Below are 16,431 nucleotides of genomic sequence, written 5' to 3'. Positions count from 1 at the left end.
TGGAGTCGCCCCGGAGCGGACTGTTTCACTATGTCTATCCCTGCATCTAGGGGTTACAGGTCGAAGGGTGGATAGTGCCGTGACGGAACAGAGAGCCACCAAGGTCGTATTCGGGTAGGTGAATCATCCTCAGCTAGGCACGAAGAGACAGTACCGCCGTTGCTACGAGCGTCGCTGCGGCCAGTTAGGGGGGCAACGCCTGGTCGCACGCGTGAACGCCGCACGCTGTGCTCGGCGTCGTTGGAGTAGCAGAAGCCGAAAGGTGAACGGCGGGGTTCTCCATTACGCCCGTCATTGAAGAAGAACAACCAGCCGGGATCGTCACCGCGGCGGTTAAACAAAAAAGGCCACATCCCTGTGTTTCCAAGGGAGTGGCTGCGGTGGCCCCGACCGGCGTCGATCCGGTGACCTTTCGATTTTCAGTCGAACGCTCTACCAACTGAGCTACAGGGCCAGAAGGCCTCGTGAACGATGCCTTCTCAAACAAAAACCCTCTCTTTCGAAAGGGTTCCTGCTTTTGCGACCCTGACCGGACTTGAACCGGCGACCTCCGCCGTGACAGGGCGGCGCGCTAACCAACTGCGCTACAGGGCCTTACTGGTGAAACTGTGACTGCTGTAAATCTAACTGCGGTGGAACTGAACTGCGATAAATCAACTGCTGTAAATGTAACTGCTTGCAATACTATTCTATTTTCCTTGCCTTCACTTACGTGACCCCAACGGGATTCGAACCCGTGTTAACGCCGTGAAAGGGCGCCGTCCTAGGCCACTAAACGATGGGGCCGTGTGTCACAGCGTGCATGACCAACGAGAGGTAAGCATACGGTCTAAATCTCAAAAGCTCAAATCGAGGGTGGGGGTCGTCCGCCGCGCCCGCAAATGACCGCTGTTTTGGGGGTCATCTGGGTCAGATTCAAGCCCACCACTGGGTAATACTTATCTGCCTTGTTACTGTGAACAATGTTAAGTACGTGATCACCGTGATAAATGTGACTAATGAGCGCCCGATCGGGGAATGATGAATCGCACGACAACCGTGATCGGCCGCGAGCTGGCGGGTGCCTGGCGGCGCCTCAGCCACAATCGCGGCCCTGCCCGTCGTCGAGCCCTCGCGGTCACCAGCGTCACAGCCACGCTGACACTGCTGGTGACGCTGGTCAGCCCGGTTGGGTCAGCCCAGGCCCTCGACTACCCCACCTGGCAAGATCTGCAGAACGCCAAGTCCAACACCGTGGCCGCCGCGGAGCAGGTCACCAGAATCCAGGAGTTGCTCGTGGGCCTGCAAACGCAGGTCGAGCAGACCCAGGCCGAGGCTGATGCTCGCGCCGCCGCACTCGAAGAGGCCCAGCAGAAATTTGACGACGCGGCTCGACGCGCGAGTGACCTCCAGGAGCAGGCCGACGCCAGCAAAGCGACAGCGGATGCCGCCACGCGCCAGGCCGGTCAACTCGCCGCCCAGCTCTACCGCACGGGTGGAACCGACCTGAGCGTCAACCTGTTCATCGAGGGCAGCAGCGGCGGAGAAGCCGACGCCCTGCTCTCCAAGCTCGGCAACATGAGCAAGCTCGTAGAGCGCAGCACCGACATCTACGATGTGGCGCAATCGGCCAACAACAGCGCGCAGGCGCTCGGTGACCAGGCCAGGATCGCCCAGACCGAACGCGAAACCCTCCGTGTGGCGGCGGAAGCCGCCCTCAAGGCCGCCCAGTCCGCGGCCGAAGTCGCCGCCGCCGCTCTCGTGGAATCGCAGGAGAAGAGCGTCGAACTCGACTCGCAGCTCGCGTTCATGCGCGACGCGGAGGCGACGACATCCGCCGGCTATGAAGCCGGCGTGGTTGAACGCGCCCGCCTCGAGGCGATCCGGGTGGCCGAGGTCGCACGTCAGGCGGCAGCAGCACGCGCGGCAGCTCAGGCGGCCGCGGCAGCCGCAGCTGCCGCGCGGGCCCCCGCCAGCTCAGGCAGTTCGGGCGGAACAAGTAGCTCGGTCAGCTCAACCGGTTGGGGCGTTCCCGCCAGCGGCCGCATCACCGGCGGCTACGGCTCCCGAACATCGCTGTGCAGCAGCGGCGGCGGCTACTGCAGTGGAACCTTCCACTACGGCACCGACCTCGGCACGGGCTGCTACGCACCCATATACGCCGCGAAATCCGGCACCGTCACCTGGGCCGGACGGCTCGGAACATACGGAAACTTCGTGAAGATCGACCATGGCGACGGAGTCTCCACCGGCTACGCGCACATCCGCGATGGGGGAATCTTTGTTCAGGCAGGCCAGAGAGTGTCGGTCGGGCAGAACATCGCGAGTTCCGGTGAAACGGGCGCCTCGACCGCGTGCCACCTGCACTTCGAGGTGTGGATCAACGGGAACCGCATCAACGCCGCACCGTTCATGGCCGACAGGGGAGCTCCACTTGGCTAAAATCAACGCTCGCACGCATGCACGACTGCGACCCAATCGGCTGCTCTCGGCCGTGACCATCGGACTCGTCGGAGCAGTGGGTGTTTCGGGCGGCCTCGCCGCACCGGCCGCTTTCGCCGCCCCGGGATACCCGAGCTGGGACGACGTACAGAAGGCCAAAGGGAACGAGGCCACCAAGAGCGCCGAGATCGAGAAGATCTCCGGATTGCTCGGTGCCCTGCGGGCGAGTGCCGAAGACGCCGCCACATCATCCCAGGTGGCCGCCGAGGCCTATCGGGTGACGCTGGATGCGCTCGACGCCGCGACGGCGCGCGAAGCGAGCCTCACCCGGCAGGCGTCCGCCGCCGAGGCCGCCGCCGCCACCTCCAAGATGCGGGCCGGCCTCATTGCCGCGCACCTGGGCAAGGCCGGCGCCGGCGGGCTCTCGCTCAATCTCTTCCTCAACGGCAACACCGCCGACGACCTGCTGCACCAGCTCGGTACCGCGAGCAAGCTCAGCGAACAGTCCGCGGCCATTTACGACCAGGCGCTCCAGGACAAGAACACGGCCGAGTCGCTGGGCGACCAGGCGGCATCCGCCAGCGCGGAGCGCACGCGTCTCACCGAGGAGTCCAAGACCACGCTTGACGCGGCCAGCCGGGCGGCGACCGTGACGCAGGCCGCCTTCGACCTTCAGCAGAAGAAGTCGAGTGAGCTCTTCGAGCAGCTCGCCCTGCTCAAGGACACGACGGCCGAGGAAGAACGCAGCTACCAGGCCGGCGTGGATGCTGCGGCTACCGCCAAGGCGTTCGCCGCGGCCCAGGCTTCGGCGGCCCGGATCGCGGCAGCCGCCGCGGCCAAGGCGGGCGCTGCGGCACCCGTAACCGTGCCCGTGTCGGCGCCTGTAGCCGCACCCGTGTCGGCGCCCGTTGCCGCACCGGTGCGAACACCGGTTGCGGCACAGGTCGCGGCACCCGTTGCGGCACCGGTAGCGCCTCCGATAGCGCCTCCGGTAGCGCCCCGGGTGGCACCTCCCGCCTCATCGGGCAACGGCAGCAGCTCCGGCGCGACAACCGGAACCCCTGCACCCATCCCCAACGCGAACGCTGTGAGCACGGCGATTTCTTTCGCCAGGGCGCAGCTCGGCGACCGGTACCTGCTTGGCGGCGCCGGCCCCGACGTGTGGGACTGCTCGGGTCTCACCAGGGCGGCGTACTCAGCAGCGGGAATCTACATCGGCTCGCATTCCGCGACCAACCAGTACAACACCATGTCGGCGCGGGGGCGACTCGTGTCGTTCGCGAACGTGGCCGTTGGTGACCTCGTGTTCTGGGGCAGCCCCGGGAACTACTATCACGTGGCCATTTACATGGGGGGCGGTCAGATTCTGGAGGCCCCCAACCCCTCCTCGCCCGTGCGGATCCACAGTATTTGGTCCATCAGCCAGGTGGCGCCGTACGTGGGCCGCCCGGCCTGACCGCGCACACAGCCTGACCGGGCACACAGCCTGACCCCGCACAGAGCCTGACCCCGCACAGATGAAGGCCCCGAGCATGTGCTCGGGGCCTTCCTCGTTGCGCGGCGTGCGACGGGGGGTCAGTGACCCTCTGCGGCAAGCTTGGTGATGCCGTCACGTACGATCTGGTCTGCTTCGGCGGCGTCACCCCAGCCTTCGGTCTTCACCCATTTGCCGGGCTCCAGGTCCTTGTAGTGCTCGAAGAAGTGCTCGATCTCCTTGCGGGTGTACTCGGGAATGTCGAGCACGTCCTGAATGTGGTTCCAGCGCGGGTCGCCCGCAGGAACGGCGATCACCTTGGCGTCTGAACCGCCGTCATCCGTCATGTTGAACACGGCCACGGGGCGAACCGAGACGCCAACGCCGGGGAACAGCGGGTAGTCGAGCAGTACGAGAACGTCGACGGGGTCGCCGTCGAGTCCGAGCGTGTTCTCGAAGTAACCGTAGTCGGTGGGGTACATGAAGCTTGTGTAGAGAACGCGGTCGAGGTAGACCCGTCCGGTCTTGTGATCGACCTCGTATTTGTTGCGGCTCCCACGGGGGATTTCGATGACTGCGTCGTATTCGGCCATGGCCTTTTTTCTCCCTTGATCTAAGTCTGCGGCTAACGTTACTGGATGCAGTCTGAACGCCGCCGCCGTCTCACCCCGGCCATTGCCGATGTGCGCCGGTCCGTGCGTGAGATTCTCCGCGCCGCGCCCGTTCCCGAATTCGTGCTCGTGGGCCTCAGTGGGGGAGCGGATTCGCTCGCCCTCGCCGCCGCGACGTCATTCGAAGCGCGCCGCGCCGGCGTGCGCGCCGGCGCCGTCATCGTCGACCACCGCCTTCAGGCCGGGTCAGCGGATGTCGCGGCGACGGCGGCCGACCAGGCCCGCCAGTTGGGCCTCACGCCCGTACTCGTGCTCACGGTTGACGTTGGTACGGGCGGCGGCCCGGAAGCCGCCGCCCGTGCGGCCCGTTATGCCGCCTTCGAGCGCGCTCTCGCCGAAACCGGAGCGAGTGCCGTGCTGCTCGGCCATACCCTCGACGACCAGGCCGAGACGGTGCTGCTCGGCCTCGCCCGCGGCTCCGGCCCGACGAGCCTGCGCGGTATGAGCGTGCGCAACGGCCCGTACCTGCGCCCGATCCTCGGCATCCGCCGGGAGCAGACCCGCCAGTTCTGCATCGACAGCGGGCTCACGCCCTGGCACGACCCGCAGAACGACGACGCGCGCTACGCGAGGGTACGGGTGCGGCAGACCGTGCTGCCCCTGCTTGAGCGCGAACTCGGTCCCGGAATCAGCGAGGCGCTCGCGCGCACGGCCGACGCGCTGCGTGAGGACTCCGACGCGCTCGACGAACTCGCACGCGCTCTGCTGCAGGGCGCGTGGTCACGTACCGAACACGGCGGACAGATCCCGGTCGCGGCCCTCGCCCCCTCGTCTGCGGCCGTGCGGCAGCGGGTGATTCGCTTCGCGGCGGAGGAGACGTTCGGGGCGCTGCTGACCCGTAGCCACACCCTCGCGGTGGGCCGTTTAGTGACGGATTGGCACGGACAGGAAGCGCTCAACCTGCCAGGCATTAGAGTTGAACGGCAGGACGGTGTGCTGACATTCACCGTTCTGGACACACACCCCAGTAAAGGACTGCCCCGCTCCCATGGAACCTCGCGACATTGACGGCGACCTCACCGAAATTCTGATCAGCGAAGAGCAGATCCACACCCGCCTCGCGGAGATGTCTCGGCAAATCGAGGCGGACTACGCCGGCAAGGACCTCCTGCTCGTCGGTGTGCTCAAGGGCGCCGTCATGGTGATGGCAGACCTTGCCCGCGAACTGCACCATCCCATCTCGATGGACTGGATGGCCGTGAGCTCCTACGGTTCCGGAACAACCTCGAGCGGCGTCGTGCGCATCCTCAAGGACCTCGACACCGACCTCACCGGCCGTCACGTGCTCATCGTCGAAGACATCATCGACTCCGGCCTGACCCTGTCGTGGCTGCTCGCCAACCTGAATTCGCGCGGACCGACATCCGTTGAAATTTGTGCCCTGCTGCGCAAGCCCGATGCCGCACGGGTGGAGATCAACGTGAAGTACGCCGGTTTCGACATTCCGAACCAGTTCGTCGTCGGCTACGGTCTCGACTACGACGAAAAGTACCGCAACCTGCGTTCGGTGGGAGTGCTCGCCCCGCACGTGTACGCGCCGACCGGCGGCGCTGCTGCCAGCTGAGCCACGGTCTGATCTCGCCCCCGGGTCAACACTTCCGATTTTCCTTGAGGCGAACACACACCTTTCCCCCAGTGCGGGCACGCTAGCTTAGGAGCACTATGAACGTCAAGAAGCTGCTTCGCGGTCCTATTCTCTACATCGTGCTCGCCGTCATCGCTGTCTGGGTGGGGTCGAGCCTGATCACCATGTCCGGATTCCGCGAGATCACCACCCAGCAGGGGCTCGAGTTCCTGAAGAACGGACAGGTGGCCGAGGCCAAGATCGTCGACGGCGAACAGCGTGTCGACCTCACGCTGTCGAAGGCGTCCGGTGACCTCGGCACCCAGGTGCAGTTCAACTACGTGTCGCAGCGTGGCGAAGAGGTCGTCACCGCCGTCAGCAACGCGAACCCGAAGAATGGCTTCACCGACGAGGTGCCGCAGCCCAACGCTCTTCTCTCCATCCTGGGGTTCCTGCTTCCCGTGCTGCTGATCGGTGCGTTCTTCTGGCTCATGCTCTCGGGCATGCAGGGCGGCGGCAACAAGGTGATGCAGTTCGGCAAGTCGAAGGCCAAGCTCGTCTCCAAAGAGAGCCCTCAGGTGACCTTCGCTGACGTCGCCGGTGCCACCGAAGCCATCGAAGAACTTGAAGAGATCAAAGAATTCCTCAAGGAACCCGCGAAGTTCCAGGCCGTCGGGGCTCGCATTCCCAAGGGCGTGCTGCTCTACGGCCCTCCCGGCACGGGTAAGACCCTGCTGGCCCGCGCCGTCGCCGGCGAGGCAAACGTTCCGTTCTACGCCATCTCCGGATCAGACTTTGTGGAGATGTTCGTGGGCGTCGGCGCCAGCCGCGTGCGCGACCTGTTCCAGCAGGCGAAGGAGAACGCCCCGGCCATCATCTTCATCGATGAGATCGATGCCGTCGGCCGCCACCGCGGCGCCGGCATGGGTGGCGGGCACGACGAGCGTGAGCAGACCCTCAACCAGTTGCTCGTCGAGATGGACGGCTTCGACGTCAAGGCGAACGTCATCCTCATCGCCGCCACCAACCGCCCTGACATTCTCGACCCCGCGCTGCTGCGCCCCGGCCGATTCGACCGTCAGATCGGTGTGGATGCGCCCGACATGCTCGGACGCAAGCACATTCTCGAGGTGCACTCGAAGGGCAAACCCATGGCTCCCGGCGTCGACCTTGAGGTGCTCGCCCGCAAGACCCCCGGTTTCACCGGCGCCGATCTGGCCAACGTGCTGAACGAGGCCGCACTGTTGACCGCTCGCTCCAACGCGCAGCTGATCGACAACCGTGCCCTCGACGAGGCCGTTGATCGGGTCATGGCCGGTCCGCAGCGTCGGTCCCGCGTGATGCGCGACCAGGAGAAGCTCATCACCGCGTACCACGAGGGCGGACACGCCCTCGTCGCCACGGCGATGCGCAACACCGACCCCGTGACCAAGATCACGATCCTGCCGCGCGGCCGTGCCCTCGGCTACACGATGGTCATGCCGCTCGAAGACCGCTACTCCGTGACGCGCAACGAACTGCTCGACCAGCTCGCCTACGCCATGGGCGGCCGGGTGGCCGAGGAGCTTATTTTCCACGACCCCACCACGGGCGCCTCAAACGACATCGAGAAGGCCACGGCGACCGCCCGCAAGATGGTCACCGAGTTCGGGATGAGCGCCTCCGTTGGCCCGCTCAAGCTTGGCCAGGGTTCCGGCGAGGTCTTCCTCGGTCGTGACATGGGCCACCAACGCGACTACTCAGAGCGCGTCGCCGCACAGGTCGACGACGAGGTGCGCCAGCTGCTCGAAGACGCCCACGACGAGGCCTACACGGTGCTGGTCAGCAACCGCGGCGTCCTCGACGAGCTCGCCGCCGCACTGCTCGAGAACGAAACACTCGACCAGCACGCCCTCGCCGAGATCTTCACGAACGTGGAGAAGTTGGCGCCGCGTGCGCAGTGGCTTTCCAGCGATAAGCGCCCGGTCTCGGACGTGCCGCCCATCAATATGCCGGTGCCCAAGGCGCCCATCGATGAGGGTGTCGTCGACGGTGGCGTTTCGAGCGAGGACCACGCCACCGCCAAGCCGAAGCGCACACCGAACCGCAACCCGCGTCCCGCAACGGCCTAGGTCGCCGTGGGGGTCGATAAGGCGCGCATTCAGGCGGCTGTTGCGGAGATTCTGGTCGCGATCGGGGAAGACCCCGATCGCGAGGGCCTGGAGTCGACTCCCACCCGGGTGGCGGATGCCTACGCGGAGTTCTTCGGTGGGATCGGCCGGGATCCACTCGATCACCTCCGCGACTTCCTGCCGGTGGGCCCGCACACGGGCGAACTGGTGCTGCTGCGCGACGTCTCGTTCCGATCCATCTGTGAACACCACCTGCTCCCGTTCCTCGGAACGGCACACATCGCGTACCTGCCGCGGGAACGGGTCGTTGGACTCGGCCGCCTGCCGGCCGTGATCGAGACGATCGCGGCGCGCCCGCAGCTGCAGGAGCGGCTGACCGAGGAGATCGCCGAGGTGCTGCAAGACGGTCTCGACCCCCTCGGGGTTCTTGTGGTGCTCGACGCGGTGCACGGCTGCGTCGGTACGCGGGGCCCCCGCCAGACCCGCAGCTCCACGGTCACCCTGGCCAGTCGCGGCAGCCTGTCCTCCCCGGTGGCGCGGGCCGAGATCATCTCCCTGATCGCGTCCGGATCATGACGCTCGTGATGGGGGTGCTCAATGTCACCCCCGATTCCTTCAGCGACGGCGGGCGATGGGCGTCCACGGATGTCGCAATCAAGCACGGTCTCGAACTCGTCGCGCAGGGAGCCGATGTGGTCGACGTGGGTGGTGAGTCCACGCGTCCGGGCGCGACCCGGGTGGCGCCGGCCGACGAACGGTCACGGGTCATCCCGGTCATCACGGCCCTCGCGCAAAACGGCGTGCGCGTCAGCGTTGACACCTTCAACGCGGACACCGCCGAAGCGGCCGTCGCCGCCGGCGCGGAGATCATCAACGACGTCTCCGGCGGCCTCGCCGATCCGCTCATGGCGGGCGTTGCCGCTCGCAGCGGGCGCACCTATGTGGCGATGCACTGGCGTGGTCACGCCCAGGAGATGGGCGCGCGCGCCCGCTACGGTGACGTGGTCGCCGAGGTGCGGGGCGAACTGGCTCTCCGCGTTGTCGAGCTGGAACGGGCCGGCATCAAGCGGTCCAACCTTGTGCTCGACCCGGGACTTGGATTCGCCAAGCTCGCCGAACACGACTGGGAGTTGCTCGCGAACCTCTCTGCTTTCGACGAGTTGAACCTCCCGATGATGGTGGGGGCGTCTCGTAAACGCTTCGTTGCTGCGGTGTTGCCAGCGCAGGCATCCGTTCTGGCTCGCGATCTGCCCACGGCCGTCATCAGCGTGCTGGCCGCGCAGGCCGGAGCGTGGGCCGTTCGGGTGCACGACGTGTCGGCGACACGCACCGCACTCAACGTTCTGGAGCGCGTCGCGGCGGCCGTCGCGTCGGGACCCGCAGCATGAGCCACAATGGGGTCATGACCGACTCGATCATTCTTACCGGGCTGCGGGTCAATGCCCACCACGGCGTCTACGACTTTGAGCGAGAGAACGGGCAGGATTTCGTGATCGATGTCACCGTGTGGCTCGACCTGCGCACGGCTGCTGTGAGCGACGACGTGTCGCGCACGATCCATTACGGCGAGCTCGCGAATGAGGTCACCGTGGCCGCGCAGCACAACCCGGTTGACCTCATCGAGACGGTCGCCGAGCGTATCGCCGCCGTCGTGCTGCTGCATGAGGCCGCCGAGCGCGTGCAGGTGACCGTGCACAAGCCGCAGGCGCCGATCGAGGTGCCGTTCACGGATGTCGCGGTGCGCATCGAGCGGACGCGCGCATGAGCGCTCTCCCCGTGCCGCCGGTTCCAGGGCGGGCGCACGTCGTTCTGGCGCTCGGCAGCAATCTCGGAGACCGGGCCGCGACACTTGCCTCGGCCGCACATGACCTCGCCGACCTGACCGGCTTCGATCTGACCGGCGTCTCACCCGCGTTCGAATCGGTCGCGGTCAAACCTGACGGTGTCGATGACACCGCTCCGCGCTACCTGAACTCCGTGGTGACGGGCCGGTATGCCGGTGAGGCGGTCGACCTGCTCGATGCCGTGAACGACATCGAGGCGCGCCATGGGCGCGTACGCGCGGAACGGTGGGGCGATCGCACGCTCGACATCGACATCATTGCCGTTGACGATCTTGAACTCGACACTGCTCGCCTCACCCTGCCTCACCCCCGCGCCTGGGAGCGTGACTTCGTGCTCGCGCCGTGGCTGCGCCTCGACGCGGATGCCGCCGTCCCCGGCCGTGGACTTGTGCGCGACCTGCTCGCCGCCACGGACAACACTGTCGTGCCGGCCCGTGCAACGGGGGCAACGCTATGAAGCGCACGCACGCGACACCGCTCATCGGGCTCGGACTGCTGGGTCTCGTTATCGGATTTCTGCTGGAAATCGGTGCCGTGGCATCCGGTTCGGCCATCATCGTGCCGCCCGCGAGCCTGCCGCTCACCCTCGCCGTGATGGCGGTCATTGTGGTGAGCCTGGCCTGGCGGGTGCGCCGGTCGATCAGACGCCGCGGCACCCGCCGCGTGGACCCGTTCTGGGCCATGCGCGTGGCCGTGCTGTCGAAGGCGTCTAGCCTGAGCGGCGCGGTGCTGCTCGGCACGGCGCTCGGCATTGTCACCTACATTCTCACCCGCACGGTTGTCGCGGCGCTACCATCGTTGTGGCTCACGATCACAGCGGGGATCGGTGCCCTTCTGCTGCTGGTGGGAGGGCTGGTGGCCGAATATTTCTGCACGCTGCCTCCCGACGATGACGAGCAAAACAGAGACAAACTGAGTGGAGATGTTCCGGGTGGCCAACGAGTCTGAACCGAACGGGTCTGTGCGGTTCGACGTGCCACACGTGGGGGAGTGGCAGCGGGTGGCCCCGCGCTACGTCGTGGTGGAGATCGTCGGCAGCATTCTCTTCGGCCTCGTGCTCTGCGGCGCTGCCACGCTGGTCTGGCTTCTCGCTAACCAGACGTGGGCGCTGTACGTGGGGCTGGCCATTGCGGTCATCACCATCGTGAGCGTGGCGTTTGAGCCGCGCCGTGTGCGTTCCATCGGCTACCAGCTGCGCGACGACGACCTGCTGTTTCGCCGCGGGATCATGTTCCAGCGCTTCGTCGCGGTTCCCTACGGGCGCATGCAGCTTGTCGACATCACCCGTGGCCCCGTGGCGCGCTGGCTCGGGCTCGCTGACCTCAAGTTCGTCACGGCCGCTGCCGCCACGGGCGTTGAGATCCCCGGACTCGACGACGCCGACGCCGAGAGCCTGCGTGATCGCCTCGTACAACTCGCCGAGAGTCGCCGGGCTGGACTGTGACGCCCGACGAGCCTCCGGAGGCGGAGCCGGTGGCCGGGCCGCCGACCGACCTTGGCGTGTCGCTCACGGTGCCCGGGGTCACCGACGGCCAGTGGCATCGGCTGCACCCGGCGACCCCGCTGCTGCGCGGCGGAATCTTCATTTTGGCCGTTCTCGGTTTCGTCATCGCCAACCTGCGCGAACGCCTGCTCGCCATCTTTTTCAACGAGCCGACCTACGGCAATGACCCCATCGATGCCATCGTCGACAACGGCGCGGTGGGCTGGGCGCTGCTCGGCGTCGCGGTTGCGCTCATCGTCATCCTCATTGTGTTCACGCTCTCGTGGCGCATGCACACTTTCCGGGTGACCTCGGAGGTCGTGGAGGTGCGCAGTGGCGTCGTCTTCCGCAGTAGCCGCCGCGCCCGCCTCGACCGTGTGCAGGGCGTCAACCTGGTGCGCCCGTTCATTCCGCGCCTGTTCGGTGCGGCGCGCCTCGAGGTGAGCGTGGCGGGACAGGACGGCAACGTGCAGCTCGCGTACCTCGGCTCCTCCCTCGCCGACGGCCTGCGCCGCGACATCCTGCGACTCGCCTCCGGGCTGCGTCAGTCCGGCCTGGCGGATGCCTCGGTGCCCGGCCTCCCGGCATCCGCTGTTCCTGCGGGCGCCGGCGCCACGTTTGGTGATCTGGCCCACTCGCGGGTGAACGAGTTTTTGGCCCCCGAACTCGATCCCAACGCCGCACCGCCGGAGTCGGTCGTGCGCATTCCTCCCGGCCGGCTCATCGGCTCCGTCGTCTGCAGCGGATTCACGGTGTTTGTGCTGCTGGCGATCGCGGCCGTGATTGTGAGTGCGGTGGTCGGCGGCCCCGAGTGGTTGCTGTTCGCCATTCTGCCCGGCCTCATCGGCAGCTTCGGTTTCTACTACTCCCGCTTCACGAGGTCCCTGCGCTACAGCATCGCGGCGACGAACGAGGGAGTTCGAGTTGGTTTCGGCCTGTTGTCCACGAGCAGCGAGACCCTGCCCAGTGGTCGCATCCATGCCATTGGCGTGTCGCAGCCGTTGCTGTGGCGGCCGTTCGGCTGGTGGCAGGTGCAGGTCAACAAGGCCGGGCATTCCTCCAACGCGGGCGCGGCCGGCACGGCGAACACGGTCACGTTGCCGGTCGGCACCATCGACGACGTGTCCCAGGTACTGGAACTGCTCGTGCCAGGCTTCGCCGGCGGGCAGCAGAGGGACCTGATTGAACGGGGCCTGCGCTCAAAGGGCGGCTGTGACGGCTTCGTCAACGCTCCGCGGGCGGCCGCCTGGCTGCGACCATTCTCCTGGCGACGCACGGGATACGCGATGAGCCGGGGCGTCGCGCTGCTGCGTCGAGGAGTGCTGTCCCGTGAACTGGTGCTCGTACCGCTCGCGCGATTGCAGAGCGTGCGTATCTCGCAGGGTCCGCTCCAGCGGCGATTGCGCCTCGCCACGGCCGCGCTGCACACCGTGAGCGGCCCGGTGTCGGCCACGGTTAGTGTTATGGACCGGCTCGAGGCCGTGCGCCTGTTCGAACTCGTCTCCAGCGGCGCCATCGCTGCGGCGGAAATCGACACCAACGACACCAACGACACCAACGACACCAACGACACCAACGACACCAACGACACCAACGACATGACAGGACCAGCCGCATGATTCAACGACCAGGACGGCTCGGCGTCGGCATCATCGGCGCTGGCCGGGTCGGCCCGATCCTCGGCGCTGCTCTCGCCGGCGCAGGACACGCCATCGTCGGCATCAACGCCATTTCCCAGTCGAGCCGTGATCGAGCCGAAGCGATCCTGCCGCTCGTGCCTATCCTCACGGTGCCGCAGATTGTGGAACGAAGCGAGCTCGTCATCCTCGCGGTGCCGGATGCCGAGTTGGCGGGCCTGGTGGCGGGCCTCGCGGCCACCAAGACCTGGCAGCCCGGACAGCTGGTACTCCACACCTCGGCCAGGTTCGGTACGGCGGTGCTCGCTCCCGCCCTCGCCGGCGGCGCCATCCCGCTGGCCATTCATCCGGCGATGGCGTTCACCGGCACGAGCCTCGACCTCACGCGGCTCTCGGACAGCTACTTTGCCGTGACGGCGCCCACTCCGGTGTTGCCCATCGGGCAGGCCCTCGTGGTGGAGATGGGTGGGGAACCCATCGTCGTGTCCGAGGGCGATCGGGAGAGCTACGCCGAAGCAGTGGAGACGGCCACAGCCTTCTCCACGTCGATCGTGGAGCAGGCCACCCGGCTGCTCGCTGACATCGGCATCGAGCAGCCGGGTGCCGTCATCGGCCCGCTCGTGCGCTCGGCCATGGAGAATGCCCTCGGTCGGATCGGCGCCGATTCGGTCGATCTGTCGGGCCTCGACGGTCTGCAGGAGAGTGTGCTTCGTGACAGGCTTGACGACGGCCCACGCGAACCATTCGACGACCACGACCCGGAGGACGAGTGACTGTGCTCACCATGCCAGAAGTCATTGGCACCATTGACGAACTGCGCAATCGAGTGGGCGAGACCCGGGACTCGGCGGCCATGGTCGGCGGCGATACGCGCGTGGTGCTCGTTCCCACGATGGGCGCCCTGCACGAGGGGCACCTCGCGCTCATTCGGCGCGCCAGGCAGCTCGGCGACATCGTCGTCGTCTCCATCTTCGTCAACCCGCTTCAGTTCGGTGTGAACGAGGACCTCGACCGCTACCCGCGCACGTTCGCGGCCGACCTGCAGGCCCTCGCAGCGGAGGACGTGACCTTCGTCTTCGCACCGAGCGCCCACGAGATGTACCCGGAGCCGAGCAACGGCACCCGGGTCACGGCCGGTCCCATCGCTTCGCTCCTCGAGGGCGCGTCCCGCCCCGGGCACTTCGATGGCATGCTCACCGTGGTCGCGAAGCTCCTCAATATTGTGACCCCCGACACGGCGGTGTTCGGCCAGAAGGACGCCCAGCAGGTGTTCCTCGCGCAGAGCATGGTGACCGACCTGAACGTACGCGTGGCGATTGACGTCGTCCCCACCGTTCGCGAGGCGAGCGGACTGGCCCTGTCGAGCCGCAACCGCAACCTGAACGAAGCCCAGCTCCACGCCGCCGCCGCGCTCTATGCGGGCCTGACGAGCGCCCAGTCGGCGGCGGCCGGAGGCTCCGTCGCCGCACTCGCCGCGGCCCATGCGCTCATCGACCCCCAGCCGCTGGTTAAGCTGGACTATCTCGTTGTCGTTCACCCGCACACGTTCCTTCCCGTTGGGGCAGAGCATGTCGGGCCGGCCCGGATGCTCGTGGCCGCTCTCGTGGGCGGCACGAGGCTCATCGACAACGTGTCACTCGACGTGGCGTAACGACCCCCACCAGACACCGCACCAGACACAGCCCGCACCGCAATGGAGACCCGCATGAGCACCAATCCCGCAGAGCTCAATCCCGCAGAGCTCACCCCCGCTGAGATGAACGAGCAGAAGGCCGTGCGCCTGGGTAAGCGCGAGCGCCTGAACGCTGCGGCGACGTCCCCGGCCGGCGGTGCCTACCCGGTTTCGGTTCCCGTGACCGACACGATCCCGGCCGTGCGGGCGCGCTTCGGCGGTCTTGAAGCGGATGCCGTCACCGGCGTTGTCGCCGGCCTCGCCGGCCGTGTGGTCCACTCCCGCAACACCGGCAAGCTGTGCTTCGCGAGCCTGCAGTCCGGAGACGGCACCCGCATCCAGGTGATGGTGTCCCTCGGTGAGGTGGGCGAGGATTCCCTCGCCAAGTGGAAAGACCTCGTCGACCTCGGCGACCATGTCTTCGTGTCCGGCCAGGTCATCTCCAGCCGCCGTGGGGAGCTGTCGATCATGGTGAGCGACTGGCAGATCGCCGCGAAGGCGCTGCTGCCCCTCCCCAACCTGCACACCGAACTCAGTGAAGAGACCCGCGTGCGCAGCCGCTATCTCGACCTGATCAACCGTGACCAGGCCCGCCGCAACGTCGTCGCGAGGTCCACGGCCGTCGCGAGCCTGCGCAAGACGTTCACCGACCTCGAGTTTCTCGAGATCGAGACGCCGATGCTGCAGGTCATGCACGGCGGGGCATCCGCTCGCCCGTTCGCCACGCACAGCAACGCGTTCGACACCGAACTGTTCCTGCGCATCGCGCCGGAGCTCTTTCTCAAGCGCGCCGTCGTGGGCGGCATCGACCGCGTCTACGAGATCAACCGCAACTTTCGCAACGAGGGTGCGGACTCGACGCACTCGCCCGAATTCGCGATGCTCGAGGCCTATGAGGCCTACGGCGATTACAACTCCATCGCCGACCTGACGCAGAATCTCATTCAGAACGCCGCGTTCGCGATTGCCGGATCGCACGTCGTGACCTGGGCAGATGGCACCGAATTCGACCTCGGCGGTGACTGGGCGCGCATCAGCATGTACGACAGCCTGTCGGCGGCGGCGGGTGTCGTCATCACGCCCGACACCCCGATCGCGGAGCTCAAGGCGCTCGCCGCCCGCGAAGACCTCGAGATCGATCACCCCATCCACGGAAAGTATGTCGAAGAGCTGTGGGAGCACTTCGTGAAGGGCGCTCTCACGCGCCCCACCTTCGTGATGGACTTTCCCGTGGACACGAGCCCCCTGGTACGCGGACACCGCTCCATTGCGGGAGTCGTCGAGAAGTGGGACCTCTACGTTCGTGGTTTCGAACTCGCCACCGGGTACTCTGAGCTCGTTGACCCCGTCGTGCAGCGTGAACGCTTCGCAGAGCAGGCCCGGCTCGCTGCGGACGGTGACCCGGAGGCGATGCGCCTGGACGAGGAGTTCCTGCGTGCACTTGAGCACGGGATGCCGCCGACCGGTGGAATGGGCATGGGAATCGATCGCATGCTCATGGCCCTCACCGGCCTCGGTATCCGTGAGACCATCCTCTTCCCACTGGTGAAGTAG

16 protein-coding genes and 3 tRNA genes are annotated in these 16,431 nt (G+C 66.6%); 15 read left to right on the top strand and 4 right to left on the bottom strand.

Annotated elements, in window-relative coordinates; all coding sequences use genetic code 11:
- Window positions 1-381 precede the first annotated feature (381 nt).
- From EDD25_RS07930 to EDD25_RS07920, 3 genes are all read right to left on the bottom strand, one after another.
- Window positions 382-454: transfer RNA gene (locus EDD25_RS07930), tRNA-Phe, on the bottom strand.
- Window positions 455-520: 66 nt separating this feature from the next.
- Window positions 521-594 (bottom strand) — tRNA-Asp (locus tag EDD25_RS07925).
- A 119-nt stretch (window positions 595-713) separates the two neighbouring features.
- A tRNA-Glu gene (locus tag EDD25_RS07920) sits at window positions 714-786 on the bottom strand.
- 231 nt (window positions 787-1,017) lie between these two features.
- Here EDD25_RS07920 and EDD25_RS07915 point away from each other — a divergent pair.
- Complete coding sequence (locus EDD25_RS07915) at window positions 1,018-2,421, top strand: peptidoglycan DD-metalloendopeptidase family protein (protein ID WP_241986509.1); 1,404 nt, start codon at window positions 1,018-1,020, stop codon at window positions 2,419-2,421.
- Window positions 2,414-3,877, top strand: a complete 1,464-nt coding sequence (locus tag EDD25_RS07910) for a C40 family peptidase (protein WP_134172795.1) — start codon at window positions 2,414-2,416, stop codon at window positions 3,875-3,877. Before EDD25_RS07915 ends, EDD25_RS07910 begins: the two co-directional genes overlap by 8 nt.
- A 119-nt stretch (window positions 3,878-3,996) precedes the next feature.
- Here EDD25_RS07910 and EDD25_RS07905 read toward each other — a convergent pair whose 3' ends face one another.
- The gene (locus EDD25_RS07905; RefSeq protein WP_035880063.1) at window positions 3,997-4,488 is read right to left on the bottom strand and encodes an inorganic diphosphatase; all 492 of its coding nucleotides are present in this window, start codon (window positions 4,486-4,488) and stop codon (window positions 3,997-3,999) included.
- 45 nt (window positions 4,489-4,533) lie between these two features.
- On the opposite strand from EDD25_RS07905, the gene tilS reads away from it, so the two are divergent.
- The 13 genes from tilS (at window position 4,534) to lysS (ending at window position 16,431) form a co-directional block, all read left to right on the top strand.
- Window positions 4,534-5,574, top strand: coding sequence for a tRNA lysidine(34) synthetase TilS (tilS, locus tag EDD25_RS07900; protein WP_134172794.1), 1,041 nt, complete (start codon window positions 4,534-4,536; stop codon window positions 5,572-5,574).
- Entirely contained in the window at window positions 5,555-6,130 is a 576-nt protein-coding gene (hpt, locus tag EDD25_RS07895; protein WP_134172793.1) for a hypoxanthine phosphoribosyltransferase, read from the top strand. The genes tilS and hpt overlap by 20 nt, the downstream gene beginning before the upstream one ends.
- A 98-nt stretch (window positions 6,131-6,228) precedes the next feature.
- Entirely contained in the window at window positions 6,229-8,241 is a 2,013-nt protein-coding gene (gene ftsH / locus EDD25_RS07890) for an ATP-dependent zinc metalloprotease FtsH (protein WP_134172792.1), read from the top strand.
- A 6-nt stretch (window positions 8,242-8,247) separates the two neighbouring features.
- A complete protein-coding gene (gene folE / locus EDD25_RS07885; protein ID WP_134172791.1) occupies window positions 8,248-8,817 on the top strand; it encodes a GTP cyclohydrolase I in 570 nt (189 codons plus the stop codon).
- Complete coding sequence (folP, locus tag EDD25_RS07880; protein WP_134172790.1) at window positions 8,814-9,629, top strand: dihydropteroate synthase; 816 nt, start codon at window positions 8,814-8,816, stop codon at window positions 9,627-9,629. Before folE ends, folP begins: the two co-directional genes overlap by 4 nt.
- Before the next feature lie 14 nt (window positions 9,630-9,643).
- The gene (folB, locus tag EDD25_RS07875; protein WP_134172789.1) at window positions 9,644-10,006 is read left to right on the top strand and encodes a dihydroneopterin aldolase; all 363 of its coding nucleotides are present in this window, start codon (window positions 9,644-9,646) and stop codon (window positions 10,004-10,006) included.
- Window positions 10,003-10,542 carry a 2-amino-4-hydroxy-6-hydroxymethyldihydropteridine diphosphokinase gene (gene folK, locus EDD25_RS07870; protein WP_134172788.1) on the top strand — a complete coding sequence of 180 codons (540 nt, stop codon included), beginning with the start codon at window positions 10,003-10,005 and terminating at the stop codon, window positions 10,540-10,542. The genes folB and folK overlap by 4 nt, the downstream gene beginning before the upstream one ends.
- The gene (locus EDD25_RS07865; protein ID WP_134172787.1) at window positions 10,539-11,033 is read left to right on the top strand and encodes a DUF3180 domain-containing protein; all 495 of its coding nucleotides are present in this window, start codon (window positions 10,539-10,541) and stop codon (window positions 11,031-11,033) included. The genes folK and EDD25_RS07865 overlap by 4 nt, the downstream gene beginning before the upstream one ends.
- Complete coding sequence (locus tag EDD25_RS07860) at window positions 11,008-11,529, top strand: PH domain-containing protein (RefSeq protein WP_134175278.1); 522 nt, start codon at window positions 11,008-11,010, stop codon at window positions 11,527-11,529. The genes EDD25_RS07865 and EDD25_RS07860 overlap by 26 nt, the downstream gene beginning before the upstream one ends.
- Entirely contained in the window at window positions 11,526-13,187 is a 1,662-nt protein-coding gene (locus tag EDD25_RS07855) for a PH domain-containing protein (RefSeq protein ID WP_134172786.1), read from the top strand. The genes EDD25_RS07860 and EDD25_RS07855 overlap by 4 nt, the downstream gene beginning before the upstream one ends.
- Window positions 13,184-13,978, top strand: coding sequence for a Rossmann-like and DUF2520 domain-containing protein (locus EDD25_RS07850; protein ID WP_134172785.1), 795 nt, complete (start codon window positions 13,184-13,186; stop codon window positions 13,976-13,978). The genes EDD25_RS07855 and EDD25_RS07850 overlap by 4 nt, the downstream gene beginning before the upstream one ends.
- A gap of 11 nt (window positions 13,979-13,989) precedes the next feature.
- Window positions 13,990-14,856, top strand: a complete 867-nt coding sequence (gene panC, locus EDD25_RS07845) for a pantoate--beta-alanine ligase (RefSeq protein ID WP_134172784.1) — start codon at window positions 13,990-13,992, stop codon at window positions 14,854-14,856.
- Between the two features lie 54 nt (window positions 14,857-14,910).
- On the top strand, window positions 14,911-16,431 hold the full coding sequence (lysS, locus tag EDD25_RS07840) for a lysine--tRNA ligase (RefSeq protein ID WP_134172783.1): 1,521 nt from the start codon (window positions 14,911-14,913) through the stop codon (window positions 16,429-16,431).

This window comes from Cryobacterium psychrophilum (genome assembly GCF_004365915.1).
GTDB classification, from domain to species: domain Bacteria; phylum Actinomycetota; class Actinomycetes; order Actinomycetales; family Microbacteriaceae; genus Cryobacterium; species Cryobacterium psychrophilum.
Note: the sequence above shows the minus strand (reverse complement) of the source record. Positions and strands in the feature narration are given on the sequence as shown.

Coding starts and splice junctions, on each gene's coding strand:
- folB (WP_134172789.1), top strand. CDS start 9,644: ATGACCGACTCGATCATTCTTACCGGGCTGCGGGTCAATGCCCACCAC.
- ftsH (WP_134172792.1), top strand. CDS start 6,229: ATGAACGTCAAGAAGCTGCTTCGCGGTCCTATTCTCTACATCGTGCTC.
- lysS (WP_134172783.1), top strand. CDS start 14,911: ATGAGCACCAATCCCGCAGAGCTCAATCCCGCAGAGCTCACCCCCGCT.
- tilS (WP_134172794.1), top strand. CDS start 4,534: ATGCAGTCTGAACGCCGCCGCCGTCTCACCCCGGCCATTGCCGATGTG.
- EDD25_RS07915 (WP_241986509.1), top strand. CDS start 1,018: ATGATGAATCGCACGACAACCGTGATCGGCCGCGAGCTGGCGGGTGCC.
- folP (WP_134172790.1), top strand. CDS start 8,814: ATGACGCTCGTGATGGGGGTGCTCAATGTCACCCCCGATTCCTTCAGC.
- EDD25_RS07850 (WP_134172785.1), top strand. CDS start 13,184: ATGATTCAACGACCAGGACGGCTCGGCGTCGGCATCATCGGCGCTGGC.
- EDD25_RS07865 (WP_134172787.1), top strand. CDS start 10,539: ATGAAGCGCACGCACGCGACACCGCTCATCGGGCTCGGACTGCTGGGT.
- hpt (WP_134172793.1), top strand. CDS start 5,555: ATGGAACCTCGCGACATTGACGGCGACCTCACCGAAATTCTGATCAGC.
- EDD25_RS07860 (WP_134175278.1), top strand. CDS start 11,008: ATGTTCCGGGTGGCCAACGAGTCTGAACCGAACGGGTCTGTGCGGTTC.
- EDD25_RS07905 (WP_035880063.1), bottom strand. CDS start 4,488: ATGGCCGAATACGACGCAGTCATCGAAATCCCCCGTGGGAGCCGCAAC.
- panC (WP_134172784.1), top strand. CDS start 13,990: ATGCCAGAAGTCATTGGCACCATTGACGAACTGCGCAATCGAGTGGGC.
- folK (WP_134172788.1), top strand. CDS start 10,003: ATGAGCGCTCTCCCCGTGCCGCCGGTTCCAGGGCGGGCGCACGTCGTT.